The organism is Bradyrhizobium sp. 1(2017) (assembly GCF_011602485.2).
Classification (GTDB): Bacteria; Pseudomonadota; Alphaproteobacteria; order Rhizobiales; family Xanthobacteraceae; genus Bradyrhizobium.
This window is the reverse complement of record NZ_CP050022.2, coordinates 7,212,392-7,235,677: the sequence shown is the minus strand read 5'-3', so window position 1 is coordinate 7,235,677 and position 23,286 is coordinate 7,212,392. Positions and strand designations below refer to the sequence as shown.

The 23,286-nt window shown below is 64.8% G+C and carries 26 protein-coding genes; 8 read left to right on the top strand and 18 right to left on the bottom strand.

What is annotated here, in order from left to right:
• Positions 1-23: 23 nt before the first annotated feature.
• Positions 24-242, bottom strand: a complete 219-nt coding sequence (locus HAP40_RS34325) for a hypothetical protein (protein WP_166812944.1) — start codon at positions 240-242, stop codon at positions 24-26.
• Positions 243-368: 126 nt separating this feature from the next.
• Positions 369-1,814: a TAXI family TRAP transporter solute-binding subunit gene (locus HAP40_RS34320; RefSeq protein ID WP_166812946.1), complete on the bottom strand. Its 1,446-nt coding sequence runs from the start codon at positions 1,812-1,814 to the stop codon at positions 369-371.
• Between the two features lie 402 nt (positions 1,815-2,216).
• On the opposite strand from HAP40_RS34320, the gene HAP40_RS34315 reads away from it, so the two are divergent.
• Entirely contained in the window at positions 2,217-2,564 is a 348-nt protein-coding gene (locus HAP40_RS34315) for a DUF3307 domain-containing protein (protein WP_208024912.1), read from the top strand.
• 252 nt (positions 2,565-2,816) lie between these two features.
• Positions 2,817-3,215 (top strand): hypothetical protein, encoded by a 399-nt coding sequence (locus HAP40_RS34310; protein ID WP_166812950.1) that lies wholly within the window; start codon positions 2,817-2,819, stop codon positions 3,213-3,215.
• A 12-nt stretch (positions 3,216-3,227) separates the two neighbouring features.
• On the opposite strand, the gene HAP40_RS34305 is transcribed toward HAP40_RS34310, so the two are convergent.
• Positions 3,228-3,551 carry a YkgJ family cysteine cluster protein gene (locus HAP40_RS34305; RefSeq protein ID WP_166812952.1) on the bottom strand — a complete coding sequence of 108 codons (324 nt, stop codon included), beginning with the start codon at positions 3,549-3,551 and terminating at the stop codon, positions 3,228-3,230.
• Positions 3,552-3,556: 5 nt separating this feature from the next.
• Positions 3,557-4,255, bottom strand: coding sequence for a helix-turn-helix transcriptional regulator (locus HAP40_RS34300; RefSeq protein ID WP_166812954.1), 699 nt, complete (start codon positions 4,253-4,255; stop codon positions 3,557-3,559).
• Between the two features lie 113 nt (positions 4,256-4,368).
• Here HAP40_RS34300 and HAP40_RS34295 point away from each other — a divergent pair, with 113 nt between their 5' ends.
• Both HAP40_RS34295 and HAP40_RS34290 read left to right on the top strand, forming a co-directional pair.
• The gene (locus tag HAP40_RS34295; RefSeq protein ID WP_166812956.1) at positions 4,369-4,629 is read left to right on the top strand and encodes a hypothetical protein; all 261 of its coding nucleotides are present in this window, start codon (positions 4,369-4,371) and stop codon (positions 4,627-4,629) included.
• Between the two features lie 36 nt (positions 4,630-4,665).
• On the top strand, positions 4,666-5,394 hold the full coding sequence (locus HAP40_RS34290) for a glutathione S-transferase family protein (RefSeq protein WP_166812958.1): 729 nt from the start codon (positions 4,666-4,668) through the stop codon (positions 5,392-5,394).
• 153 nt (positions 5,395-5,547) lie between these two features.
• Here the strand turns inward: HAP40_RS34290 and HAP40_RS34285 are convergent, their stop codons facing one another.
• The 10 genes from HAP40_RS34285 to HAP40_RS34240 all read right to left on the bottom strand — a co-directional run bounded on the left by HAP40_RS34285 (position 5,548) and on the right by HAP40_RS34240 (position 15,107).
• Positions 5,548-6,699, bottom strand: coding sequence for an ABC transporter substrate-binding protein (locus HAP40_RS34285; protein ID WP_166812960.1), 1,152 nt, complete (start codon positions 6,697-6,699; stop codon positions 5,548-5,550).
• 90 nt (positions 6,700-6,789) lie between these two features.
• On the bottom strand, positions 6,790-7,209 hold the full coding sequence (locus HAP40_RS34280) for an acyl-CoA thioesterase (protein ID WP_166812962.1): 420 nt from the start codon (positions 7,207-7,209) through the stop codon (positions 6,790-6,792).
• A gap of 24 nt (positions 7,210-7,233) precedes the next feature.
• A complete protein-coding gene (locus tag HAP40_RS34275; RefSeq protein ID WP_060737208.1) occupies positions 7,234-7,995 on the bottom strand; it encodes an SDR family NAD(P)-dependent oxidoreductase in 762 nt (253 codons plus the stop codon).
• A gap of 25 nt (positions 7,996-8,020) precedes the next feature.
• Positions 8,021-9,904 (bottom strand): feruloyl-CoA synthase, encoded by a 1,884-nt coding sequence (locus HAP40_RS34270; RefSeq protein WP_166812964.1) that lies wholly within the window; start codon positions 9,902-9,904, stop codon positions 8,021-8,023.
• Positions 9,901-10,710 (bottom strand): crotonase/enoyl-CoA hydratase family protein, encoded by an 810-nt coding sequence (locus HAP40_RS34265; RefSeq protein ID WP_166812966.1) that lies wholly within the window; start codon positions 10,708-10,710, stop codon positions 9,901-9,903. Before HAP40_RS34265 ends, HAP40_RS34270 begins: the two co-directional genes overlap by 4 nt.
• A 115-nt stretch (positions 10,711-10,825) precedes the next feature.
• Positions 10,826-11,449: a DUF2270 domain-containing protein gene (locus HAP40_RS34260; protein WP_334270861.1), complete on the bottom strand. Its 624-nt coding sequence runs from the start codon at positions 11,447-11,449 to the stop codon at positions 10,826-10,828.
• A 135-nt stretch (positions 11,450-11,584) separates the two neighbouring features.
• Complete coding sequence (locus tag HAP40_RS34255) at positions 11,585-12,046, bottom strand: DUF3237 domain-containing protein (protein WP_166812970.1); 462 nt, start codon at positions 12,044-12,046, stop codon at positions 11,585-11,587.
• Positions 12,047-12,057: 11 nt separating this feature from the next.
• Positions 12,058-13,377, bottom strand: coding sequence for a TRAP transporter large permease (locus tag HAP40_RS34250; RefSeq protein WP_166812972.1), 1,320 nt, complete (start codon positions 13,375-13,377; stop codon positions 12,058-12,060).
• Between the two features lie 2 nt (positions 13,378-13,379).
• On the bottom strand, positions 13,380-13,916 hold the full coding sequence (locus HAP40_RS34245; RefSeq protein WP_208024854.1) for a TRAP transporter small permease: 537 nt from the start codon (positions 13,914-13,916) through the stop codon (positions 13,380-13,382).
• A 174-nt stretch (positions 13,917-14,090) separates the two neighbouring features.
• Complete coding sequence (locus HAP40_RS34240; RefSeq protein WP_166819236.1) at positions 14,091-15,107, bottom strand: TRAP transporter substrate-binding protein; 1,017 nt, start codon at positions 15,105-15,107, stop codon at positions 14,091-14,093.
• A gap of 265 nt (positions 15,108-15,372) precedes the next feature.
• On the opposite strand from HAP40_RS34240, the gene pobA reads away from it, so the two are divergent.
• Both pobA and HAP40_RS34230 read left to right on the top strand, forming a co-directional pair.
• A complete protein-coding gene (gene pobA / locus HAP40_RS34235) occupies positions 15,373-16,542 on the top strand; it encodes a 4-hydroxybenzoate 3-monooxygenase (RefSeq protein WP_166812974.1) in 1,170 nt (389 codons plus the stop codon).
• A 228-nt stretch (positions 16,543-16,770) separates the two neighbouring features.
• On the top strand, positions 16,771-17,190 hold the full coding sequence (locus HAP40_RS34230; RefSeq protein WP_166812976.1) for a PaaI family thioesterase: 420 nt from the start codon (positions 16,771-16,773) through the stop codon (positions 17,188-17,190).
• Between the two features lie 153 nt (positions 17,191-17,343).
• Here the strand turns inward: HAP40_RS34230 and HAP40_RS34225 are convergent, their stop codons facing one another.
• The gene (locus tag HAP40_RS34225; protein ID WP_166812978.1) at positions 17,344-18,228 is read right to left on the bottom strand and encodes a LysR family transcriptional regulator; all 885 of its coding nucleotides are present in this window, start codon (positions 18,226-18,228) and stop codon (positions 17,344-17,346) included.
• Between the two features lie 122 nt (positions 18,229-18,350).
• Between HAP40_RS34225 and HAP40_RS34220 the strand changes: the two genes are divergently transcribed.
• Positions 18,351-18,971: a pyridoxamine 5'-phosphate oxidase family protein gene (locus HAP40_RS34220; RefSeq protein WP_166812980.1), complete on the top strand. Its 621-nt coding sequence runs from the start codon at positions 18,351-18,353 to the stop codon at positions 18,969-18,971.
• 130 nt (positions 18,972-19,101) lie between these two features.
• Positions 19,102-19,554 carry a hypothetical protein gene (locus HAP40_RS34215; protein WP_208024855.1) on the top strand — a complete coding sequence of 151 codons (453 nt, stop codon included), beginning with the start codon at positions 19,102-19,104 and terminating at the stop codon, positions 19,552-19,554.
• A 27-nt stretch (positions 19,555-19,581) separates the two neighbouring features.
• Here the strand turns inward: HAP40_RS34215 and HAP40_RS34210 are convergent, their stop codons facing one another.
• The 3 genes from HAP40_RS34210 to HAP40_RS34200 are packed head-to-tail and all read right to left on the bottom strand — an operon-like array spanning position 19,582 to position 23,127.
• Entirely contained in the window at positions 19,582-20,313 is a 732-nt protein-coding gene (locus tag HAP40_RS34210; RefSeq protein ID WP_166812982.1) for an ABC transporter ATP-binding protein, read from the bottom strand.
• Positions 20,310-22,079 (bottom strand): ABC transporter permease subunit, encoded by a 1,770-nt coding sequence (locus HAP40_RS34205; RefSeq protein WP_166812984.1) that lies wholly within the window; start codon positions 22,077-22,079, stop codon positions 20,310-20,312. The genes HAP40_RS34210 and HAP40_RS34205 overlap by 4 nt, the downstream gene beginning before the upstream one ends.
• A 7-nt stretch (positions 22,080-22,086) precedes the next feature.
• The gene (locus HAP40_RS34200) at positions 22,087-23,127 is read right to left on the bottom strand and encodes a branched-chain amino acid ABC transporter permease (RefSeq protein ID WP_166812986.1); all 1,041 of its coding nucleotides are present in this window, start codon (positions 23,125-23,127) and stop codon (positions 22,087-22,089) included.
• Between the last annotated feature and the right edge of the window lie 159 nt (positions 23,128-23,286).

Genomic DNA, 23,286 nt, shown 5'->3' with positions numbered 1-23,286 from the left:
CGGATGGTCCCGCCGCTCGGGCCCTACCTGAAATGCGGGGGCTCGTCGTAGCCCCGGCGGCTGCTGAAGAACAGCAGCACCATCAGGCCAATGCCGACGACGATGGAAAATCCCGCCCCCAGCGCGAGGGCCCAATAGCCTTCCGTCGGGATCGGCTCGCCTTCGACCGCCATGGCGGAATAGCCGAAATAGCCAACAGCCGCCAGCATTCCCAGCAGGAAGATGATGAGGAGTGTACGCATCCTGCGTTCTCCGGTTGCAATCCGGGAGGCAACGGTTGTGGGATGGGGACGGTTCCTGGGTTCCGGCCTTCAGCCTGTCGTGGGGATGTCGGCCAATCCGTGACCTGAGGGCACCGATCCGGTGGATCAGGCGCTCTGCGCGGTCTTGACCACGACGACGTTGCTGTCGTCGTGCTGGGGCGGGCCGGCATCGCGCGCGGCCTTATCGGTCTCGCTGGCATGACGTTTCAGATAGTCGCGGCGCATGCCGATCTCGTCGCGCACGAATTCGTAGCCGAGCTTGAAGGTGTCGAGCCCGTCGGTGCTGATCGTCCCGTCTCTGAGGCCGATGACGGCTCCGCGCAAAATGCCCTCCAGCTCGTCCTGGAGGCATTCGAGCTGATCCAGCGAATGGGCGTGCTCGATCCGCTCGCCGATGTCGAGGATGGCGGTGGAGAGCTCGCTGGCCTTCTCCGGCGCGATCCGCGTGATCTTGGCGTAGATGGCGGCGAAGATCGAGCCGATGATGCTGAGCGCGGCGACGCCCAGATACATCAAGTCGCTGTATTTATCGATGAACGACTTGGTGTCGTCGTTGATGTAGTCGGCCGCGCCCCGATGCGCGATTACGAAGGCATCCTTCTCGACCGAGGCCGGCTCGATCCTGGTGGCGAAGCCGTTGTCGAGACCGAGCGCGGATTTGTTCTCGTAGACGATGCGTGCGAGCTCGCCTGCCGTGCTCGGGGACATCCTGGATTGCGCGACCAGCAGCCATTCGAGCCCGATCGTGTCGAGATCGTCGTCGGGAATCTGCGGGGATGTCGACACCGTGCCCGCTGTCAGCGTCTCGTCGGAAATGCCAGGGAATTTGCGTGCCAGCGTCTTGGCCTCGTCGATCGCGTTCAGCGTGAAGCCTCCGCGCTTGGCGACTTGCTCATAGGACTTGTCTCGCACCGCCTTGGAGGCATGGACAATGGCGATCACCGCGCTGAAGCCGTTGGCCGGAGCAAACAGCTTGTCGAGCGTTGCGCCCTGCGGCGCCAACTGGATCTTCGCGGCATCGGGGCCGTCGGCGACGTCGAGGATGCTGCGGACGAAGGCGAGCGAGGTTTCGTTCTCGGCGATCACCGCGACTTTCTTCTTCTTCAGCTCGGCGAGCGACTTGATCTTCTTGTTGCCGGGACCGAGCAGCAGCACGAGATCGTGCTCGAGGATCGCGAGGGCGCGCGCCCGCAGCGGCACCTTGGCGTCCGTGCGCAGCACCGCGAGGTCGGCCTGCTTGCGGTCGAACTGTGCGACCGCCTTGGCGTTGTCCGCGTGGTTGACGATCTTGATCCGGAAGCGCGAGGCGTTGTTCTTCAGGAGAGCTGCGAATTTGGCCGCCAACAGCGCCTCGTCGCTGTTGGGCCCGCCGACGGCAAAGGTCAGCGTTTCGGAATTGTGCACCAGCGTGCGGCCGACCCAGACCGTGGCAAGCGACAGCAGCAGGGTCAGCACGACGTAGAGGAAGACCTGCTGCTGATTGGTCTTGATCACCTTGGGGCGTCGCGGCGGTGGCTCGGCCAGTGACGCGGTTGGGCCTTCAGCACTCATGGCAGCACTCCGGCCTTATTCTTTGGTGGCGGCGGCCGGCATGGGAAGCGCAGCGGGCGCCCTGTAATTCGTAAACGTCTGAAAAAAGAACGAAATTCTCTGCCGTCAATGATAGCGCCAAGGCCGCGGAATGCAAATTTCGAGCCGGGGGTAACCTTACCCCGCGCCACCGCGGCGATTGGTCATCCTATCACCAGTTAGCCACACTTGGCGATTTTCCGGTTCCCCCGGCTGCATTCCGCCGCGGGAGATGTCATAAATCGCACGTCCCGGCGATTTGACCGGTCCAAGAAGAAGTTGCGCTGAACGCTCCAATTTTTTCTTGTCCACGTCATTGAGGGCGTCAGCTTGTCGTTTCCACCCATGTCATCGGCGGTTCCGGTTGAAGCGCTCATTGGCTGGATGCTGCTGCTCACCTTCAAGCACATCATCGCCGATTTCGTCCTGCAGACCGCCTGGATGGCGCACGGCAAGGACCAGAAGCGCGGCTGGGCGCTGCCGCTTCTGGTACATTGCCTCATTCACCTTGCGGTTGCGCTGCTGCTGATCCTGATCGTGGCGCCGAGGTTCTGGTTCGTCGCGTTCATCGACTTCTTGATCCACATCACGATCGACCGCGCCAAGGGCCTCGTCTCGGCCAATTTTGGCGTCGACCTGGCGCATCCCTGGTTCTGGACCTTGATCGGCGTTGACCAGGCGCTGCATCACCTCACCGGCTTCGGCCTCTCCATCTTCATGGCGGCGAACTGAGGGTCGCCTGTGGGCCTCCGGGTAGAGGTAATCGCCATCGGCACGAGATCGTCATGCCCGGGCTTGTCCCAGGCATCCACGTTGATGGCCGGGACCAGCCCGGCCATGACGCCGTGGATGCCCTTGAAAACCCCATCAAGGCGCCTCCGATTCGCGGCCAGGGCGCAAGGACCCCGGGTGACTACCGGGCAGCGTGGTTAACCTTTCATTAGAGAATTGCGCTGCATCTTCCGCACACGAGGGAGAACTGCAATGTTTTCAAGCCGCGATTCCTTTGAAAGCGATTTTTGCCCGGTCCGCGACGAGCTCCTTGGCGAGATGTATCGCGCCAGCGAGAGTGGCCTGCCGAGGCTGGTTGAGAGTGTTTCCCCTGACGCCCGCGCCAGGCTCGCGTTGTTTTGCTATCGCCGCAGCCATCTGCATTCGCTGGCGGTCGCGGTGGCCGCGAGCTGCAGCGAGCGCGATCTGATCGAGAACGGCGGCCGCGTCGGCTCGACGCTCTACGCGTTGTCGCGCGAACGGGCGGCGAAATCCTCGCCGGCGCTGACGGGCGGGCGCAAGCCGATCACGCTGTCGACCAAGCCGCTCTCGGTGCTGGCACCGCTGGAGGACGAGCTCGACGACGAGATCAGCGAAGCCGTTCCGGCCTAGTCGCATCGCGCTTTAGACGGGCTCTATCACCGGCAGCCCGAACTTGCGCCGCGCCATCGCGCATTCGGCGTCGCCGGGCATGCAGGTGCGGCACACCTCCGGCCGCACGGCGTAGATGCCGCACGCGGTCTCTTTCCCGATCTCTCCCTGCAACGCCGAGCAGCGATCGCCCTCGCAGCGCATGCCGGATTGACGCGCGTTGACGAGCGCCTCCGGGATCGCCGCAAGCTCTTCGTCGCTCTCGATCGAGAAGCGCGGCCAGTTCTGCGAATAGCCGCAGCAGGCGCCGCAACTCTGACAGCATCGCGACAGGTCGAGGGGCGAGGTCTGTTCCATCCGCGTCACGTGTCCTTGGGCGGGCCCCAGACCAGGCTCTGCCGCCACCTTGCGCGCAGCACGTCGCGCCGTTCCGGATATTTTTCGTCGAGATAGCTCGCCTCGACCACGCGATCGGTGCGGAAGCTGCGGAAATCGCTGCGTAGCTCGCACCAGGCGGCGAGCAGGCGTACGGCTTCGAGATAGCCGACCGAGATCGGCCAGATCATGCGCTCGCTGGCCCGTCCCTGCTCGTCGCGATAGCGCAGCATGATCTTCCTGCCTTCGTGGATCTGGGTGCGCGTGCGCGCCATGTCCAGCCGGTCCGGCTCCCTGTTCCAGCTCGGCCGCGCCCGGCTCGCCGGCTCCAGCACGAACGGACGCAGGCGCTCGGGGACGGTGTCGGCGATCTTGGCCATCAGATCTTCGGCCGCACGCGCCAGCGTGGAGTCGGCGTGGCCCGCAACCCATTGCGCGCCGAGCACCGCCGCCTCGATCTCGTCAGGCGTCAGCATCAGCGGTGGCAGGTCAAAGCCCTTTTCCAGGATGTAGCCCATGCCCGCTTCGCCGCGGATCGGCACGCGCTGGCCGATCAGCGTTGCGATGTCGCGATAGATGGTGCGCTTCGAGGTCTCGAGCTCGGCCGCAATCGCGTCCGCCGTCAGTGGCTTACGCGTGCGCCTCAGCACCTGGATGATCTGAAACAGCCGGTCGGCGCGTCTCATGACGGGTCTCTTGTCAGTGGTCTTTTCAAAAGGCGGCGCGCGGCTGCTGACAGGATGTTGGCAGCAGGGGAGTTCTATACCGGGACAACACATCGACTGAAGAGGATTTGTCCATGATCATTCCAACCCATTTCGGCCCGGCTATTCCGATGTTGCGGGCACAGGCGTGGTCCGTCCAGGCACTCGGCCGCCTCGTTTCGCTCGATCTCATGGCCGTCGACCTCCGGTTTGCCCTCGCAAGCGTGGTGGCACGCTCGCTGACCCAGGCTGCGGACGCGCTTGTCCACCACGTGATGGCCCGCGCCTGGCGGGGGGCCCGCTTCGCAGAAGATATCACGGCTGCTGCCACCATGGTGGCAGCAGCCCGCCACTAGGTTCCGTCAGATTTTCGGTAGACCAGGAGAACGCGCATGATCACGCTTTACGGCTTTGGCACCGGCTTTGGCCTGCCGGAAATCAGCCCCTTCGTCACCAAGACCGAGGTGCAGCTCAAGATGGCGGGGCTGCCCTACCGGAAGGAGCGGGCGATGCCGCCTGCTTCGCCCAAGGGACAGCTGCCCTTCATCGACGACGGCGGCGAGGCGGTGGCCGATTCCACCTTCATCCGTGCCCATATCGAGCGGCGCTACGGCTTCGACTTCGACGCCGGCCTGTCGCTGGCCGAGCGGGCGCAGGCCTGGGCGTTCGAGCGCATGATCGAGCATCACGTCTATTGGGCGCTGGTCGGCGCGCGCTGGGTCGACCCTGTCAATTTCGCCAAGGGCCCGGCGCATTTCTTCGATGGCGCGCCGGAGCACAACCGCGAGAAGCTGCGCGAGGATGCGCAATTCCGCGTCGCCGAGAATTATCTGCTCTCGGGACTCGGTCGCCACGCCCCCGATGACGACGTCGATCTCGCGGTGCGCTCCCTGTTCGCGCTCTCGGTGCAGCTCGGCGACAAGTCCTATCTGATGGGCAACAAGCCCTGCGGCGTCGATGCCACCGCCTTTGGCGCGCTCGCCGGCATCCTGACGCCGTTTTTCGAATCGGCCTTGCGCCAGCGCGCCGAGGCATTTCCGAACCTCACCGCGTATGTCGACCGCATGATGGACGCTTATTATCCGGAGTTCGCCTGGATCCCGCTGCGGCAGGCGGCTTGAGGCCACCAGCGGGTCCGCGCACTGGCTGCAACCTCTCCCGCTTGCGGGAGAGGTCGGCGCAAAGCGCCGGGTGGCCGCAGCTCGATCTCACAGTCAAAACAAAAGAGCCGGCCCATCGGGCCGGCTCTCGTCGTCTCGAGTGGTTCGCTGCGGCTACTTCACCAGCGTGTACTTTCCGTTCTTCACTGTGAGCAGGATGCGGGAGCGGTCGTCGAGGCCGTAGCGATCCTTTTCGGTGAAGTTGTAGACGCCCTGGCTCGCGGCCAATTCCTTCTCCGTCAGCAGCGCCTGGCGGATCGCTTCACGGAATTCCGGCGTACCGGGCTTGGCCGTCTTCAATGCCGCCGGGATGATGCGCTTGAGGATCTCGAACGCATCGTAGGAGTGGCCGGCGAACTGGCTGCGGCTGTTCGGGCCGTACTTGGCTTCATAGGCCGAGTTGAGGGCGAGACCCGGCTTCTTGGTGAGCGCGGTGTCCGGCTGGTCCTCGGGGTCCATCACGGGGCCCGAGGCCATCAGCACGCCTTCAGCCGCTTTGCCGGCGATGCGGATGAAGTCCATGCTGGCCGCGCCATGGGTCTGGTAGATCAGGCCCTGATAGCCGCGCTCGCGCAGCTCGGTCTGCGGCAGCGCGGCCGCGGTGCCGGAGGCGCCGACCAGGATGGCGTCCGGATTGGCGGCGACGAGCTTGAGCACCTGTCCGGTCACCGAGGTGTCGGGGCGGGCGAAGCGCTCCTCGTCGACGATGGTCATGCCCATCGGCACGGCCTGGGCCTTCAGGTCGTTGAACCAGAGGTCGCCATAGGAGTCGGAATAGCCGATATAGCCGAGCGTCTTCACGCCCTTGGACTTCATGTGGTCGTAGAGCACCTTGCCCACGATCGGGATCGGCTGCGGCATCGCCACCGACCACTTCATGCGTTCCGGCGTGATCGGGAAGGGCGCGAGGCCGAAATGCGGGATGCCGGCCTCGTTGGCGACGTTGGAGACCGCGATCGTCGGCGGCGTCAGCGCCGAGCCCATGATGATGTCCGCCTTGGATTCTGTCACGAAGCGGCGGGCGTTGGTGGTGGCGGTGGTGGGATCGCCGCCGTCGTCGAGCACGATCACCTTCAGCGGCACACCGCCGATCTCCTTCGGCACGAACTCCAGCGCATTGCGTTCGGGGATGCCGAGCGCTGCGCCCGGGCCGGTCGTGGTGGTGGTGATGCCGATGGTAACTTCGCTGGTCTGGGCCAGCGCAGGCAATGCCGGCAGCGCCAGCGCGGCCGCGGTGATGGCAGCGGTCAAATAAAAGCGTTTCATCTATTCCTCCCTTGACGTGTTGCTTTGAAAGCAGAAATCGGGGGGCAATTCAGCCCCCTCTTTTGGTGATGCGGCGATTTAGCTCCAGCCCTAGCTCCCCGTGAATTTGGCGACCATTTCCGCCGGGAACGGTGCCGATTTCAGCTTGTCGGGGTTGCCAGGGTCGCGGCCGACCAGCACGCGGGTCTCAAAACCCTCGAGAGCCAGCGCCTCGCCCTTGTAGACGCTGTGCTTCACCTCGAAGCTCGAGCGCTTGATGCTCTCGATCTTCGTCTCGATGGTGATCCAGTCGCCATAGGTCGAGGGAATGTAGAACTTGGCCCGCGTGTCGACCATGGGAATGCCGACCAGGCCGTATTTGCGGACCAGATCCTGCTTCGAGAACCCCGCGACCTCGAACAGGGTCGAGGTCGAATCGTCGAACATCGCGAAATAGCGCGGGTAGTAGACGATGTTGGCGGGGTCGCAATCGCCCCACTGGATCTGTACGTCGCGCCGGTTCACGAACATGCGTCGCGCCTTGTTCTGCCGAGCTTACTTCGGCGCCATGCGCAGCGAGCCGTCGAGGCGCACCACTTCGCCGTTCAGATAGGCGTTCTCGACCATGTGCAGCGCAAGCGCGGCGAACTCATCGGCTTGCCCGAGCCGGCGCGGGAAGGGGATCGCGGCGGCGAGCGAATCCTGGGCCTCCTGTGGCAGGTTGGCGAGCAGCGGGGTCAGGAACAGGCCGGGCGCGATCGTCAGCACACGGACTCCGAACTGCGCGAGCTCGCGTGCGATCGGCAAGGTCATGCCGACGATGCCGCCCTTCGAGGCCGAATAGGCCGACTGCCCGATCTGGCCGTCATAGGCGGCGACGGAGGCGGTGTTGATGATGACGCCGCGCTCGCCGGTCGCCTGCGGCTCGAGCTTGGACATCTCGGTGGCGGCGAGCCGCAGCATGTTGAAGGTGCCGATCAGATTGACCTTGATCACCTTGTCGAAATCCGCAAGCGCCATCGGGCCGTCACGACCGACGACGCGCTTTGCAACGCCGATGCCGGCGCAATTGACCAGCACGCGCGCCGGACCGTGGGCCTTGGTCGCCTGCGCGATCGCAGCTTCCGCGGAAGCCGCATCGGACACGTCGCAGGTCACGGCCACGCCCTTGATCTCGGCCGCAACGGTCTCCGCAAGCTTGGCATTGAGATCGCACACCGCGACCTTGGCGCCTTGCGCCGCCAGCTTTCGCGCAGTGGCCGCGCCGAGCCCCGATGCACCGCCGGTGACGATGGCTGCCTGATCCTTCAACAACATGGCGTTCTCCTTTGGCGATGATTTCTTAGCCGACCGATATCACATGGTCGGATGGATTGGCAGCGTAGAGCTCCTCGATCAGCGAAGTGCGATTTTCGAGCACCGCGCGCTGGTTGATCGAGCCCTTGTCGGTGACTTCGCCCTTGTCGATCGAGAGCGGCGTATCCAGCAGGACCGCGCGCGTGACCCGCGTCGAGGAGCCGGTGGCGTGGCTGAGGAAGCCCGTCAGCCGTTCCTGGAACGCCTCGCGCACCAGCCGGTCGCGGGCGGTGACGGTGAGGTCGTCGGCCGGCAATGTCGGGTTGACCAGCCGGCAGCCATCGAGATCGAGCAGCACGATCGCGGAGATCGCGTCGCGGTTGATGCCGGCGATGACGACGTCGCGCACCAGCGGCGCGCAGGCCGCCACGAAGCGCGCGCGCAAGGGACCGACGCTGACCCAGGTGCCGCTGGCGAGCTTGAAATCCTCGCTGACCCGGCCGTCGAAATCGAAGCCGGCGTTGAGATCATCGGGGTCGGCGGGCTTGAGCGCGTCGCCCATCTTGTAGAAACCCTCCTCGTCGAAGGATTTCGCGGTGATGTCGGGCTGGCGCCAATAGCCGGGCATCACGTTCGGGCCCCTGGCGCGCACCTCCAACTTGCCGTTGTTGGGCACCAGTTTCGCGTCATTGCCCGAAACCGGCAGGCCGACATGGCCGGAGCGGCTGGTGCGCGGATTGACCGACATGAAGAACGGCGCGGTTTCGGTGGCGCCGAGACCGGTCAGCATCGGCACGCGATAACCCTTCTCCTTGACCGCGAGCTCGTCGAGGCTGTCCCACACGAACGGCGACAGTGCCGCGCCGGAGAAGAACATCGCATGCAGCCGGTCGAAGAACTTGGCGCGCAGGCCCTGGTCGTCACGCAGATAGGGCAGCAGCGACTCATAGCCCTTAGGTACATTGAAATAGACCGTCGGCGAGATCTCCTGCAGATTGCGCACGGTCTCCTCGATGCCGCCGGGCATCGGCTTGCCGGCGTCCAGATACATCGAGCCGCCATTGTAGAGCGTCAGCCCGATATTGTGGTTGCCGCCAAAGGTGTGGTTCCACGGCAGCCAGTCGATGATGACAGGCGGCTCGTCCTTGAGGAAAGCGAGGGTTTCGCGCAACATCACCTGGTTGGCGCAGATCATGCGCTGGGTGTTGATGACGGCCTTGGGGTTGCCGGTCGAGCCCGAAGTCAGCAGGAATTTCGCGATCGTGTCGGGTCCGATCTTGCCGTGCACCGCGTCGAGATCGCCGCGGATCGGCGTCGCCATGAGATCGGCGAGCAGAGTGACATCGCGACCCGGCACCTGGCCATAGGACGCGGCGATCTCGGTGCCGAGCGAGACGTTGGCGGCGAGCGCATCGGCGAACTTGCCAGCGTCCTCGGCGAAGACGAGGCCGGGTGTCAGCAGCTTCATCAGGTAGGACAGCTTGCCGTAGTCCTTCGACACCAGCGAATAGGCCGGCGACACCGGGCAGAACGGGATGCCGGCATAGAACGCGCCGAATGCGAGCAGGGCGTGGTCGATCGAATTGCCGGAGAGGATGACGACCGGGCGCTCCGCCGACAGGCCGCGCGCGATCAGGCCGGATGCGATGTGCCGGCTCGCGGTGAGCAGCTCGGCATAAGTGATCTTGCGCCAGCCGCGGCCGCCCTCGCGCTCGGCCATGAAGACGCGATCGGGCGTCGTGTTTGCCCAATGATGCAGGCGGTCGGTGATGCGGACGGGATAGTCGCCGAGCGGCTGGTTTGGCCGCAGGTAAATCGTGCCGTCGTCGCGGCGCTCGATCCTGACGACGGGATCGCCGAACGAGATGGGCCGCAGCGGGAAAGTGCTCGCGCCGCGCTCCATGCTGGAAGAGGACGGCTGCGCGCTCATGATTTCGGCTTCACCTTTGCGGTCTTGTGTTCGAGGAATTCGCGGATCCGGCGTTTTGCCTCCTTGTCGCTCTGCGCCACCGTCGCCATCAGCGATTCCATCAAGAGACCCGTTTGCGGGTTGGCTTCCGCGATCATCGGCAGCGCCTGGAGCACGGCGAAATTGGTCAGCGGCGCGTTGGCGGCGACCTTGGTGGCGAGCTCCAGCGCCTTGCCGAGGCCGTTGCCGGCTTCCGTCACATATTGCGCGAAGCCGTAGGACGCGCCTTCGGTCGCGCTGTAGACGCGGCCGGTCAGCATCATGTCCATCATCCTGGCGACGCCGATCAGCCGCGGCAGCCTGACCGAGCCGCCGCCGCCGACGAAGATGCCGCGCTGCCCCTCCGGCAGCGCGAAATAGGTCGAGGGTTCGGCGACGCGGATATGTGCGGCGCAGGCAAGCTCCAGCCCGCCGCCGATCACGGCGCCCCTGAGCGCGGCGATGACAGGCACGCGGCTGTACTGGATGCGGTCGAACACCCGGTGCCACATCTGAGAATGGAGCAGGCCGCCGGTCGCATCGTGCTCGGTCAATTCGGAGAGGTCGAGACCACTGGAGAAATGGTCGCCGATGCCATGGATGACGACCGCGCCGATGTCGTCGGGCAGGGAGGCAAAACACTCGCCGATTTCCAGGATGATGCCGTCATTGAGCGCGTTGCGCTTGGCCGGCCGGTTCAGACCCACGGTCAAAACCCGGTCTGCCCGCTCGATCCTCAAAAGCCCGGCTGCGCCCGCGTCAGCGGTCTCGGCGTTTCCCTGTGTCATTTGCGTCCTTGTCAGAATAGTTATGTTGTATAACGATTTTTGCGGGAGTCAACAAGGGGAGCGGTCCGCCGGCGGCGGGCCAGCTACGCCCCAGGAACGGGTAACGGCTGTGTCATCAGCCCATCGCCACCTGGTCGCCTTTGGTCCCGTGCTCGTGTTGGTCGAGCCACATCGTGCCGAGCGCGAACGCCAGCCACCCGAAATTGTAGGCAAAGCCCATCATCAGAACGACCCAGCCGGGAATCGGTCCGACCGCGGCGCGATCAATAAGTTCCGTCAAGGTCGCCGCAGGCGTCGGATGGATTGCAATCTTGCCGTAATAGGCGATCGCCTGGATGGCGAGGATCCAAACGTAGTTGCGACGCAACCGTCGCCCCGCAGCGCGGACAAACGAAATGTGATGGCGGGGCGCCGTGTAGTCGCGCGCGAGAATATCCTTCCAGCTGTCATCGTGCATTTCACCGGTGAAGATTGGAGCATAGAAATTCCTCTCCAGCCAACGAGCCCGGGCACGCCAGACATTGAAATAGCGATAACGCCGCGCCTCCATGCCGAGGAACACGGCAAGGAGCAGTCCGACAAGGACCAGTGGCAGGGGCGAAGCCTCCGGGCTCGAAAAGGTCGTCGACAGCGCGATGCCCATCGTGACGATCGCCCAATTGGTCGTGTTGTCGAGCCGCGTTCGCCAGATCGTCGAGCGATAGACCTCGCCGCGGTAAAGATGAGCGATGGCGCCCATTTCGGCGGAATCGAAAGTGTGTTGGGGGCCTGGTTCGCTGGAAGCCATAAGAGACATGGTGGGACTCCCGTGGTCTGCACAACTCTGCACGGGTCACATTCTGAACCCGGTCCGCCCCGGGTCAAAGACGATTCCTCACACCACTTGATGTACGTCGATCACTACGCGGTCCGCGTGGCGCGCGGCCGAGGCCACAAAAATGTGCTCCATCAGCCAGCGATAGTTTTCGTGCCCGGTCTCGAACCGCGGCACGGTGCGGAAGTAGATCAGCTTCGGGTCGACCGGCTCACCGCGCTTGAGCTTTTGCAGCAGCTCGACCGGGCCGAAGCGCATGCCCTTGTTCTCGACATAGACGATCGCGCCGTCGTCGGTCTCGAAGGCGTATTTTGCCTCCAGATCGATCAGCTCGTTGGGGCGGATGGTCTGGAAATCGGCGCCGAACGGCAGCACCTTGCCGGTGATCGCGCCCGTCACCTCGCCGCCGACGATCGGAATGATGCGGCGGACGCCGATCCCGGTCTCGCCGGCGGTCACGACGTCGCCGATACGGGCGGTGATGGTGAAGACGTATTTCGTCGCGAGTATCGGCGTGGTCATCGCTTCGCCTCTCAATGCGCCATCATCCGGGTCGGCAGCCAGGTTGCCAGCAACGGAAACGCGATCAGGATCACCAGCCGTACCAGGTCTGTCGCGACGAACGGGATCACGCCCTTGAAGATGGTGGAGAAGGAGACGTCCTTCACCACGCTCTTGATGACGAAGACGTTCATGCCGACCGGCGGATGGATCAGGCCGAGCTCGACGGTCATCACGATGATGATGCCGAACCAGATCGGGTCGAAGCCGAGATGCATGATCACGGGGAAGATGATCGGCACGGTGAGGATGATCATCGCCATGGCGTCCATCAGGCAGCCGAGCACGAGATACATCACCATGATCAGCGCCAGTACGCCGTAGGGGCCGAGGCCGAGCCCGGTGAGGAATTCCGTGACCTTCTGCGGCGTCTGCGTCACCGTGAGGAAATAGCCGAAGATGAGCGCGCCGATCAGCACGGTGAACACCGCTGCCGCGGTGCGCGTCGCCTGCAGCAAAGAGGCCAGCACCTTCTCGCGGTCGAGGCGGCCCGTCAGCACGCCGATGATGAAGGCGCCGGCGGCGCCGACGCCCCCGGCTTCCGTCGGGGTGAAGCGCGGCAGGAAGGGCAGGCCGTAGAGGCCGCCGATGACGAAGACGAACAGCAGTACCGGTGCCCAGATCTCCTTCAACCCGGCAAAGCGCTCGCGCCACGGTGTCACCTTGCCCTTGGGCAGGAAGTCGGGGCGGAAATAACCGATCAGGAAGATCGTGATCATGTACATGGTCATCGCGAGCAGGCCCGGGATGATGCCGGCAATGAACAGCTTGCCGATGTCCTGCTCGGTGATGATGCCGTACACCGCGAGCACGGTGGAGGGCGGCAGCATCGCTCCCAGCGTGCCGCCGGCCGCGATCACGCCGGTGGCAAAGGACTGCGGGTAGCCGAAGCGCCGCATCTCGGGATAGGCGACCGCGGAGAAGGTCGCGGCGGTCGCGACCGAGGAGCCGCAGATCGCGGCGAAGCCGCCGCAGGCGCCGACGGTCGCGATGCCGAGTCCGCCGCGCAGATGGCCGACGAAGCCGTTGGCGGCGCGGAACAGCTCGCGGCTCATGCCGGAATTGCTGACGAACGATCCCATCAGCAGGAACATCGGGATGACGCCGAACGTGTAGTCGGTGACCGTGCGCATCGAGGTCTGGCCGACCAGCTTCAGCGCCGCGTTCCCGTTGACGAGATAAGCGAAGCCGGACACGCCGACGAGGCCCATCGCCATGCCGACGGGCACGCGCAGCAGCATCAGGACGAAGAGGGAAACGAAGCCGATTACGGCGACGGCATCGGTGCTCATGATTACTCCGTCGCCTTCAGCTTGGGGTCATGCATCTCTTCGGGATGGAAGATCAGCCGGTAGGTGCGGATCGCGATCAGCAGCACGGCGCAGACGTCGCCGATCCAGGCGACCGCGAAGAACGGCCAGGTCGGCATGTGCAGGTCGAAGGTCTGGACGTTGTCGTTGTAGGTGCCGCGCACCTTGTCGAACAGCGTCCAGGTCTGCACGGTGACGACGAACAGCAGCACCAGGGTTGCGAACACGTCGATCCAGCGCTGGTGGCGCGGCCCGACATTGCCCCAGACCAGATCGACCGTGATGTGGGTGCCGCGATAGGACGTCGCCGCGATGCCCCAGAAGATCAGGATGCCGAGCAGCATGCGGCCGATGTCGAAACTGTCGGGGATCGAATAGTTCAGCGTGTTGCGAAGCAGCACCGACAGGAAGATGTCGAGCGCGACGATGCCGACGAAGCCGGCCGCGATCCATTCGATCGAATCGATCACGCGATCCATCCAGGAGCGCTTTGTGGGAGGTGTCCCGTCGTGTGCTGTCATTGCTTGATCTCGATTCCAGCGGCGGCTCTTCGCCTCTCCCCGCGTGCGGGCAGAGGCCGACGCGCAAGGCGCGGCGGGTGAGGAGGACTCTGCGCGAGTCCATCTCTCACTTTTTGCGCGGAGGCAGCCCCTCACCCCGTGAGAACGGGGCGAGGGGAAGAGGAACCCGCCGCGTCACTCCGCCAGCGCGTTGTACTTCTTCAGCGAGGCCTTGAGATCCGCGAGCGCGGCGTCCGGATCGGCGCCGGCCTTCTTGGCGCCGTCGCTCCAGGTCTTGACCAGCGGCTCGGCGGCCTTCTTCCAGGCGGCGGTCTGCTCGGGCGTCAGCTTGTAGACCTCGTGGCTGGATTCCGCCTTCACCTTGGCGATGCCGGCATCCTCGAACTTGCCCCAGTGCTCGCCGACCGCGCCCGCCATCTCGACCGTGCAGTTCTTGTCGATCGCGGCCTTCTGCTTGTCGGACATCGCGTTGTACTTGTCCTTGTTGATCACGAACACGAAGGTCGTGGTGTAGAGCGGCGCCTCCATGTCGTATTTGGTCACCTTGTCGATGCCGAACAGCACCAGGGAGCCCCAGGGGAAGGTGACGCCGTCGGCGACGCCGCGCTCGATGATGTCGCGCACTTCCGGCGCGGAGGACTGCACGTTGGTGCCGCCGAGCGAGGTGACGAAGTTGGCCATGGTGGCGTGGGCGGGACGGATCTTCAGGCCCTTCACGTCCTCGGGCACCACGATCTTCTTGGTCTTGGAATGGAAGGAGGAGGGCGAGTGGACGAAGGCGAGGCAGTATTTGACGTCCTTCATCTCCTTCTCGGCATATTTGCGATACCAGGCATCCAGCCCCATCGAGCCGCCCTTGGCGTCGGAGATCAGGAACGGCAACTCGCCGGCGCCGATGATCGGGAAGCGGCCGGGCTGGTAGCCGGGATTGACGTAGGTGACGTCGGCGATGCCGTCGCGGGCCATGTCGTAATGGTCGAAGGCCTTGCCGAGCTGCTGGGCCGGAAACACCTTGCCCTTGATGGTGCCGCCGGAATCCTTCTCCACTGCGGCCGCCCAGTCCTCCAGCGATTTTTGCAGCGGATGCGAGGCCGGCACCCAGTGCGAGATCTTCAAATCGAAGGTCTTGTCCTGCGCGAGCGCTGGGCTCACGCTTGCGGCCAGCAGCAATGCCAGACAGGCTTTCCTCATCACGCGTCTCTCCCTGTTGTCGATCGCGGGCTTCGATGGCCCGGTCTCTTTAATTAACATGTTATCTAATTGGCCGGCGCGTTCAAGCCGGAATTGACGCACGCCTTGTCGCGCCGTTTACGTCAGCGATGTTGCATGGATTTGTCGCTGCCCGGGCGACGACCGCTCCCCTTTTGCCCAAACGTTATATGATATAATTATCGCCTGCGGGCCTGTGCCACAAGCAGGCCGCGACCAAAACCTACAGGATCGGGAGGAGCAAGTATTGCGGACAAAAGTCGCAATCATCGGCGCCGGGCCGGCTGGATTGTTGCTTGGGCAACTGCTGCACGCCTACGGCATCGACAATGTCATTCTGGAGCGGCAGAGCCCGGACTATGTGCTCGGCCGCATCCGCGCCGGCCTGCTGGAGGAGGGAACCGTCGCGCTGCTCGACCGGATCGGCGCCGGCGCGCGGGCCCATGCCGAGGGCCTGGTGCATGAGGGCATCGAGCTTGCCTTCTCCGGCCGCCGTCACCGCATCGACATGAAGGGCGCGACCGGCAAGACGGTCACGATCTACGGTCAGACCGAGGTCACGCTCGACCTGATGAACGCGCGCAAGGCCGCCGGCCTCGTCTCGGTCTACGAGGCCAGGGACGTGCAGCCGCATGATTTCGACGGCGGTCACCCGCGCGTAACTTATGTCAAGGACGGCGTCACCCACACGATCGATTGCGATTTCATCGCCGGCTGCGACGGTTTTCACGGCGTCAGCCGGGCGAGCGTGCCTGCCACGGCGATCGAGGAGTTCGAGCGGATCTATCCGTTCGGCTGGCTCGGCATCCTCTCCGATACGCCGCCGGTCAGCCACGAATTGATCTATTCCAACCACGCCCGCGGCTTTGCGCTCTGCACCATGCGCTCGACCAGGCGCAGCCGCTACTATGTCCAATGTTCGCTCGACGACCATGTCGACCAATGGCCGGACGATCGCTTCTGGGACGAATTGAAGCTCCGGCTCGACCAGGAGGCGGCCGATAGCCTGGTCACCGGCCCGTCGATCGAGAAGAGCATCGCGCCCTTGCGCAGCTTCGTCGCCGAGCCGATGCGCTTCGGCCGCATGTTCCTGTGCGGCGATGCCGCCCATATCGTGCCGCCGACCGGCGCCAAGGGACTGAATCTCGCCGCTTCCGACGCGCATTATTTGTCGAGCGCCCTGCGCGAGTTCTACGACGAAAAATCCAGCGCCGGCATCGACGCCTATTCCGCCAAGGCGCTGGCACGGGTCTGGAAGGCCGTGCGCTTCTCCTGGTGGATGACCTCGATGCTGCATAAATTCCCCGACACCGGCACCATCGGTGCGCGTATCCAGCTCGCCGAGCTCGATTACGTCACGCAGTCGCAAGCCGCGATGACGTCGCTGTCGGAGAATTACGTGGGACTGCCGTTTTAGGACGGTGCCGTAGGGTGGGCAAAGCGCAGCGTGCCCACCACTTTCGCGGCTACGGCGGGATGGTGGGCACGGCGCTTCGCGCCTTTGCCCACCCTACGGCATCTCGCAATGACGGCGGAGGATGTTTCAAACGCCCGCGCAAATCCCGTTTAAAACTTTGTAGGCGGTGAAACCGTCATCCACATCGCGTTCAATGCCGGCAACTCACCGGCGACGCGCGAGACACCCATGACCTCCACCGAGATCCCCGACGGCTTCGAACCGCTGTTCCGCAAGAGCCCTCTTACCGAACCCTGGGAGCCGCTTTACGCCAAGACGACCGACAAGGCCGTGATCATCGGCCTGCGGCTGGCAAGGCCGCACACCAACGGCCGCGGCCTGATCCATGGCGGGCTCATCACGGCGCTCGCCGACAATGCTATGGGCTACAGCTGCGCGCTGGCCACGAACTGGACCACCTCGTTCGTGACGGTCTCGCTCTCGGTCGATTTCGTCGGCTCCGCCGAGACCGGCCAGTGGTGTTCGATCGAGAGCGACGTGATCAAGACCGGCAAGACGATCTGCTTCGCGCAGTGTCTGATCAAGGCCGACGGCATCGTGATCGCGCGCGCGAGTGGGACGTTCAGGGTGGTGCCGAAGAAGGGGTAGGCCACTGCTCTCTCCGTGTCCCGGACGCGGTGCGGCGCGAAGCGCCGCTCCGCAGAGCCGGGACCCATGTCTCGACAAGATACCGTGCCGCCTTCTGGGCCCCGGCTCTGCATCGCATCACTGTGCGCTGCGATGCGTCCGGGGCACGAGACCTCACCCAAACCTCCATTCCGCCGTCTCCACCACGAGATCGACGAACGCGCGCACCTTGGCCGAGAGCAGGCGCGAGGTCGGGTAGACGATATGGATCGGCAGCGCCGGCTGTTCATAGGCCGCGAGCACGATCTTGAGCCGTCCGCGCTTCAGGCCCTCGGCGGCCTGATAGGCCAGCACGCGCGTCACGCCGCCGCCGGCTTCGGCATATTGCAGCGCCGCGTCGGCGCTGTTGCTGATGAAACGAGGGGACAGCGGCACCTCGATATCGCGGCCGTCGCGGAGGAAGCGCCATGCGGACCAGGGACCGAACTGGATGGCCTGATGCGCGGTGAGGGCCTCCGGCGTCCCGGGCTCGCCGTGACGCTTGAGGTAGCCGGGCGCGGCCACCACGATCCGCCGCATCTCGCCGACCTGGCGCGCGACCAGCGAGGAATCGGCGAGGTGGCCGATCCGCACCGCGGCATCGACGGCGTCCTCGACGAGGTTCACCAGATGATCCGACAACCGCAATTCGCAGGCGACCTCGGGATAGCGCTTGAGATAGGCGGTCATGACCTGCCCGACATGCAGCCGGCCGAAGCCGATCGGCGCCGACACCACGAGGCGTCCGCTCGGCCGGTTGCGCTCCTGCCGCGCCGAGCCGTCGGCTTCCTCGACATCGGCGAGGATCCGCCGCGCGCGCTCCAGATAGCGCGTGCCGACATCGGTCAGCGTCACCTGCCGCGTGGTCCGCTGTAACAGCCGCGCGCCGAGATGCTCCTCAAGCGCCGCAATCAGGCGCGTCACCGCCGAGGGCGACAGGCGCAGCTTGCGCGCCGCCGGCGCAAAGCCGCGCAGATCGGCGACGGTGACGAAGACGTGCATGGCTTCGAGCCGGTCCATGCCCATTATTGCATATATTGCAACGATGAAGTGTCAAGTGGCCAGATTGTTTTAGCGTCCGGCAGGCCCACCTTGAACAGTGAAAGACGCAGGAATGCGCCGGAATTTCAGGAGACGTTCCGATGACGACAGCAACCGATACCTATGCCAGCGATGTCGCCTTCTCGCCGGCGGTGAAGGCGATTCAGGCCCGCAAGGGCTCGCGCGAGGCCTATGCGCGTAGCGAGCAGCGCGGCTGGCGCACCGAGGTCGACGAGAACCTTGCGGCCTTCCTGGCTGACGCCAATAGCTTCTATTTCGCCACCGCTTCGGCGGATGGCCAGCCCTATATCCAGCACCGCGGCGGCCCGAAGGGGTTTCTCAAGGTGCTGGACAAGCAGACGCTCGCCTTCGCCGACTATGCCGGCAACCAGCAGTTCATCACCCAGGGCAACCTCTCGGAGAATCCCAAGGCCTATATCTTCGTGATGGACTACGCTCATCGCCGCCGGGTGAAGATCTGGGGCGAGGCGCGAATCGTCGAGGACGACGAGGCGCTGACGACGTCGCTGATGCCGAAGGGCTATCGCGCCCGGCCCGAGCAGGTGATCCTGTTCACGATTACGACCTGGGACACCAACTGTCCGCAGCACATCCCGCAGAAGTTCGATGCGCCGGACGTGGCGGCCGCGCTGGCGGCGAGGGATGCGAGGATCGCGGAGCTGGAGGCGGAGGTGGCGGCGCTGAAGGGGCAAGTCGCTTAGCAACGTTTTGGCTCCACTGCCTCAGGGGGCCTGACTACGCGGTACGTCGCTCTTGATCTGGATCAAGTAATGGTCGCCTCGTTGTGAGTTGGTTGACCGCTCACGACAGGTTCAGGGAGGAGCAAGAACCATGAGCATTCACCGAGCGGTATTGACGGCAATCGCGGTGGCTGCCGCGATCAGCATCGGCGGAGTTGCGGCACAGGCTGCGCCCTTGCTGCCGGTCAATCTGGCGGCGATGAAAGATGCGGCTTCGCCCGAGACGGTCCAGGTTCGCTGGGGAGTGTATCGGGGCGGCGGCTGGGGCTATCGGGGCGGTTGGGGAGGCGGCTGGCGCGGGGGCTACGCCTACCGGGGCATCGGCTACAGAGGCGGTTACTACCGCGGCTTCGGCTATGGTCGCGGCTATGGCTATCGTCCCTATTACGGCCTGGCCGCAGGGGCTCTGGTCGGCGGAGCGATCGCTAGCAGCGCCTATTATGGGTCGTCCTATTACGGCTACTCCCCCTACTCTGGCGGCGGTTATTACGGCGGTTACGGGTACGGCTACGGCGGTGGTTGCGACCCCTATTACGGCTATTGAGGAGTCGCCCGTTCTTCGGCTTTGTTGTTAAAGCGCGCTCGCGCCTTCATGCTGGAAGCCGAGATAGCTTGCCGCGACGCGTTCGTTCGCGGCGACGTCGGCTGCCTTGCCGCTGAGCACGAATTCGCCGAGCTCCATCACATAGGCCTGGTCCGCGATCTTCAGCGCGGCCTGGGCGTTCTGTTCGACCAGCAGCACGGAGACGCCGCTGGCGCGCAGCTCGGTGACGATGCGGAAGATGTCGGCGACGATGATCGGCGCGAGGCCGAGGCTCGGCTCGTCCAGCATCAGGAGCTTCGGCTCGCCCATCAGGGCGCGGCCCATCGCCAGCATCTGCTGCTCGCCGCCGGAGAGCGTGCCGGCGAGCTGCTTGCGCCGCTCCTTCAGCCGCGGAAACAGCGTGTAGACGCGCTCCATTGAGGCCTTCGCCTTGCTTCGCTCGATGCGGAAGGCGCCGAGCTCGAGATTGTCCTCGACATTCATGGTCACGAACAATTCGCGGTGCTCGGGAACGAGGCCGAGCCCCATCGCGACCCGGTCCTCGATGTCGAGGGGGGCGAGATCCTGGCCGGCGAACGCGACGCGGCCCTTCAACGGTAGGACGCCCATGATGGCCGAAAGCAGCGTGGTCTTGCCGGCGCCGTTGGCGCCGACGATGGTCACGATCTGGTTGGCCCCGACCTCGAGCGAGACCGAACGCACGGCTTCGACCTTGCCATAGGCGACATGCGCATCGGTGACGGACAACAGCGCGCTCATGCCGCCACTCCGAGATAGGCCTTGATTACTTCGGGATTGGTCTTGATCGTGGCGGGCGTGCCCTCCGCGATCTTGGTGCCGAAATCGAGCACCACGATGCGGTCGGCGAGGTTCATGACGAAGCCCATGTCGTGCTCGACCAGCAGCACGCTCATGCCGCCGTCGCGCAGCTCGCGGAGCAGCGTCGCAAGGCGCTGCTTCTCCATGTGGCGCAGCCCCGCGGCCGGCTCGTCGAGCAGCAACAGCATCGGATCGACGCACAGCGCGCGGGCAATCTCGACGATGCGCTGCTGGCCGAGCGAAAGGCTGCCAGCGAGCTGGTGCATCTGCTCGGTGAGGCCGACGCGCTCGATCTGGCGGGCGGCTTCCGCGAGCAGCTTGGCCTCGTCGGCCCGGTCGAGCCGCAGCATCGAGGAGACGGGGCCGGCATGACCGCGCAGATGGGCGCCGATCGCGACGTTCTCCAGCACGGTCATGTCAGGCACCAGCTTGACGTGCTGGAAGGTCCTGCTGATGCCGAGCTTGACGATCTCCTGCGGGGGCGCCTTGTCGACCTTCCTGCCGAGCACCGAGATCGAGCCCGAGGTCGCCGACAGCACGCCGGTGATCAGGTTGAATGTCGTGCTCTTGCCGGCGCCGTTCGGTCCGATCAGCGCGACGATCTCGCGGGCGTGGACGTCGAAGGAGACGTTGTTGACCGCGACCACGCCGCCGAACTGCTTCCGCGCCTTGTCGACCTGGAGCAGGGTGTTGGATTCGCCGGCCGCGCGGGCGCGATGCTCCAGTTTCAGCGAGGTGTCGGGCTTCTTGCCGCTGGTCCGCTCGGGCAGGAATGACATCAGCCAGGGCCAGAGCCCGCCCGGAGCGAGCTGCAGCAGCGCCACCAGCATGATACCGAACACGATGGTCTCGACCTGGCCGGAGCCGGGCAGGAGCAGCGGCAGATAGCTTTGCAGCACCTCCTTCAGGATCACGACGATGGCAGCACCCAGCACGCCGCCCCAGACATAGCCGGCGCCGCCGACCACGGCGATGAAGAGGTATTCGATGCCCATATGCGCGCCGAACGGTGTCGGGTTCACCGCGCGCTGAAGATGCGCGTAGAGCCAGCCGGAGAGGCCGGCGAGCACGGCGGCGTGGATGAACACCAGGAGCTTGGCGCGTGGCGTGTGCACGCCGAAGGCTTCCGCCGCGACATGGCCGCGCCTGAGCGCGCGGATGGCGCGGCCGGTGCGGGAATCCAGCAGGTTCATCGTCAGCAGGGCCGAGAGGATGACGGCAGCCCAGATCGCGTAATAGATCGAGCCGGGCGAGAGCATCTTGAACGTGCCGATCGACAGCGGCGGGATCGCCGAGATGCCGTCGTTTCTGCCTAGGAATTCCAGCTTGCTGAACAGATAGAACAGCCCTAACCCCCAGGCGATCGTGCCGAGCGGCAGGTAGTGGCCGGACAGGCGCACGGTGATCAGGCCGAGCAGCACTGCGAACACGCCGCTGACCAGGAGCGAGAGCGGCAGGGTCAGCCAGGGCGACACGCCGTAGGCCGTCGACAGCACCGCGGTGGTGTAGGCGCCGAAGCCGACGAAGGCGGCTTGTCCGAAGGAGGTCAGGCCGCCGACGCCGGTCAGCAGCACGAGCCCCATCGCGACCAGGGCGGCAAGGCCAATGTTGTCGAGCAGCACGATCCAGAACGGTGGCATGCCCGGGATGAACGGGATCGCCGCCATGACAAGCGCAAAGACGATGATGGGAAGCCGGCTCTGCATCTTGGCCTCAGTCCTTCTCTTCCTCGACCGCGGGCGCGGCGAGCGAGCGCAGCAGCAGCACGGGAATCAGCAGCATGAAGACGATGACCTCCTTGTAATTGGATGCGTAGAAGGACGAGAACGCCTCGACGGTGCCGACCACCAGCGCCGCGACGGCCGTGAGGGGATAGCTGACGAGGCCGCCGATGATGGCGGCGACGAAGCCCTTCAGACCGATCAGGAAGCCGGAGTCGTAATACAGCGTCGTGATCGGCACGATCAGGATGCCCGACAGCGCGCCGATGACGGACGCGAGCAGGAAGGCGATCTGTCCCGACAGCGTGGTGCGGATGCCGGCAAGCCGCGCCCCCAGCCGGTTCACCGCGGTCGCGCGCAAGGCCTTGCCGTAAAGCGTCAGGCCGAAGAACAGCCAGAGCCCGACGATGAAGGCGATGGTGATCGCGTAGACCGTGATGCTCTGGCCCGTGAAGCGCAGCGCACCGGCGGTGAAGGCGCCGGACAGCACGGCAGGCCCGCGCTGGCCTTCGGCCCCGAAGAACAAGAGGCCGAGCCCCTGCAGCGCGAGGTGGACGCCCACCGATGCGATCAGCAGCACCAGCACGGAGGTGTGCGCCAGCGGCTGGAACGCGATGCGGTAGAGGTACAGGCCGATCATCGCCACGATCACCAGCGGCAGCGCGATGCAGATGGCGACCGGCGGCTTCTGGGCGGCGAAGTACAGGGTCAGCGCCAGCACGATGGCCGGCAGCACGACGTTGGCGATCACGCTGCGCAGGATCAGGCGTCCGTGCAGGGCCTTGCGCGCGACGAACAGGTCGAAGGCGAAGGCGCCGATGCCGAGCGCAAGTGCGAGCTTTGCCGTGCCCGGCATCTGGCCCGCCGCCAGCGAGGCGTAGGTCAGTGCGCCATAGGTGACGAATTCGCCTTGGGGAATGAGGATCACGCGAGTGACGGCGAACACCAGCACCAGCGCAAGGCCGAGCAGCGCATAGATCGCGCCATTGGTGATGCCGTCCTGCAGCAGGAACAGCATGATGGTGGTATTCAAGACCGGACGCTCCCCCTAATCCGGGCCGGTCCCCCCGATTGCGGTGGACGGTCCGTTCACAGCCATTGAAAAACGCTGACGATATTTGATATGGTCCATAACAATTATCAAATATAACATCAAGGGTGGGGAACGACCCGTCCTGAATTTAGCGGGATT

What these genes read in the sequence shown, in the direction of transcription:
- HAP40_RS34325 (WP_166812944.1), bottom strand. Translation starts at nt 242, where the DNA reads ATGCGTACACTCCTCATCATCTTCCTGCTGGGAATGCTGGCGGCTGTT.
- HAP40_RS34320 (WP_166812946.1), bottom strand. Translation starts at nt 1,814, where the DNA reads ATGAGTGCTGAAGGCCCAACCGCGTCACTGGCCGAGCCACCGCCGCGA.
- HAP40_RS34315 (WP_208024912.1), top strand. Translation starts at nt 2,217, where the DNA reads ATGCTGCTGCTCACCTTCAAGCACATCATCGCCGATTTCGTCCTGCAG.
- HAP40_RS34310 (WP_166812950.1), top strand. Translation starts at nt 2,817, where the DNA reads ATGTTTTCAAGCCGCGATTCCTTTGAAAGCGATTTTTGCCCGGTCCGC.
- HAP40_RS34305 (WP_166812952.1), bottom strand. Translation starts at nt 3,551, where the DNA reads ATGGAACAGACCTCGCCCCTCGACCTGTCGCGATGCTGTCAGAGTTGC.
- HAP40_RS34300 (WP_166812954.1), bottom strand. Translation starts at nt 4,255, where the DNA reads ATGAGACGCGCCGACCGGCTGTTTCAGATCATCCAGGTGCTGAGGCGC.
- HAP40_RS34295 (WP_166812956.1), top strand. Translation starts at nt 4,369, where the DNA reads ATGATCATTCCAACCCATTTCGGCCCGGCTATTCCGATGTTGCGGGCA.
- HAP40_RS34290 (WP_166812958.1), top strand. Translation starts at nt 4,666, where the DNA reads ATGATCACGCTTTACGGCTTTGGCACCGGCTTTGGCCTGCCGGAAATC.
- HAP40_RS34285 (WP_166812960.1), bottom strand. Translation starts at nt 6,699, where the DNA reads ATGAAACGCTTTTATTTGACCGCTGCCATCACCGCGGCCGCGCTGGCG.
- HAP40_RS34280 (WP_166812962.1), bottom strand. Translation starts at nt 7,209, where the DNA reads ATGTTCGTGAACCGGCGCGACGTACAGATCCAGTGGGGCGATTGCGAC.
- HAP40_RS34275 (WP_060737208.1), bottom strand. Translation starts at nt 7,995, where the DNA reads ATGTTGTTGAAGGATCAGGCAGCCATCGTCACCGGCGGTGCATCGGGG.
- HAP40_RS34270 (WP_166812964.1), bottom strand. Translation starts at nt 9,904, where the DNA reads ATGAGCGCGCAGCCGTCCTCTTCCAGCATGGAGCGCGGCGCGAGCACT.
- HAP40_RS34265 (WP_166812966.1), bottom strand. Translation starts at nt 10,710, where the DNA reads ATGACACAGGGAAACGCCGAGACCGCTGACGCGGGCGCAGCCGGGCTT.
- HAP40_RS34260 (WP_334270861.1), bottom strand. Translation starts at nt 11,449, where the DNA reads ATGGGCGCCATCGCTCATCTTTACCGCGGCGAGGTCTATCGCTCGACG.
- HAP40_RS34255 (WP_166812970.1), bottom strand. Translation starts at nt 12,046, where the DNA reads ATGACCACGCCGATACTCGCGACGAAATACGTCTTCACCATCACCGCC.
- HAP40_RS34250 (WP_166812972.1), bottom strand. Translation starts at nt 13,377, where the DNA reads ATGAGCACCGATGCCGTCGCCGTAATCGGCTTCGTTTCCCTCTTCGTC.
- HAP40_RS34245 (WP_208024854.1), bottom strand. Translation starts at nt 13,916, where the DNA reads ATGACAGCACACGACGGGACACCTCCCACAAAGCGCTCCTGGATGGAT.
- HAP40_RS34240 (WP_166819236.1), bottom strand. Translation starts at nt 15,107, where the DNA reads ATGAGGAAAGCCTGTCTGGCATTGCTGCTGGCCGCAAGCGTGAGCCCA.
- HAP40_RS34230 (WP_166812976.1), top strand. Translation starts at nt 16,771, where the DNA reads ATGACCTCCACCGAGATCCCCGACGGCTTCGAACCGCTGTTCCGCAAG.
- HAP40_RS34225 (WP_166812978.1), bottom strand. Translation starts at nt 18,228, where the DNA reads ATGGACCGGCTCGAAGCCATGCACGTCTTCGTCACCGTCGCCGATCTG.
- HAP40_RS34220 (WP_166812980.1), top strand. Translation starts at nt 18,351, where the DNA reads ATGACGACAGCAACCGATACCTATGCCAGCGATGTCGCCTTCTCGCCG.
- HAP40_RS34215 (WP_208024855.1), top strand. Translation starts at nt 19,102, where the DNA reads ATGAGCATTCACCGAGCGGTATTGACGGCAATCGCGGTGGCTGCCGCG.
- HAP40_RS34210 (WP_166812982.1), bottom strand. Translation starts at nt 20,313, where the DNA reads ATGAGCGCGCTGTTGTCCGTCACCGATGCGCATGTCGCCTATGGCAAG.
- HAP40_RS34205 (WP_166812984.1), bottom strand. Translation starts at nt 22,079, where the DNA reads ATGCAGAGCCGGCTTCCCATCATCGTCTTTGCGCTTGTCATGGCGGCG.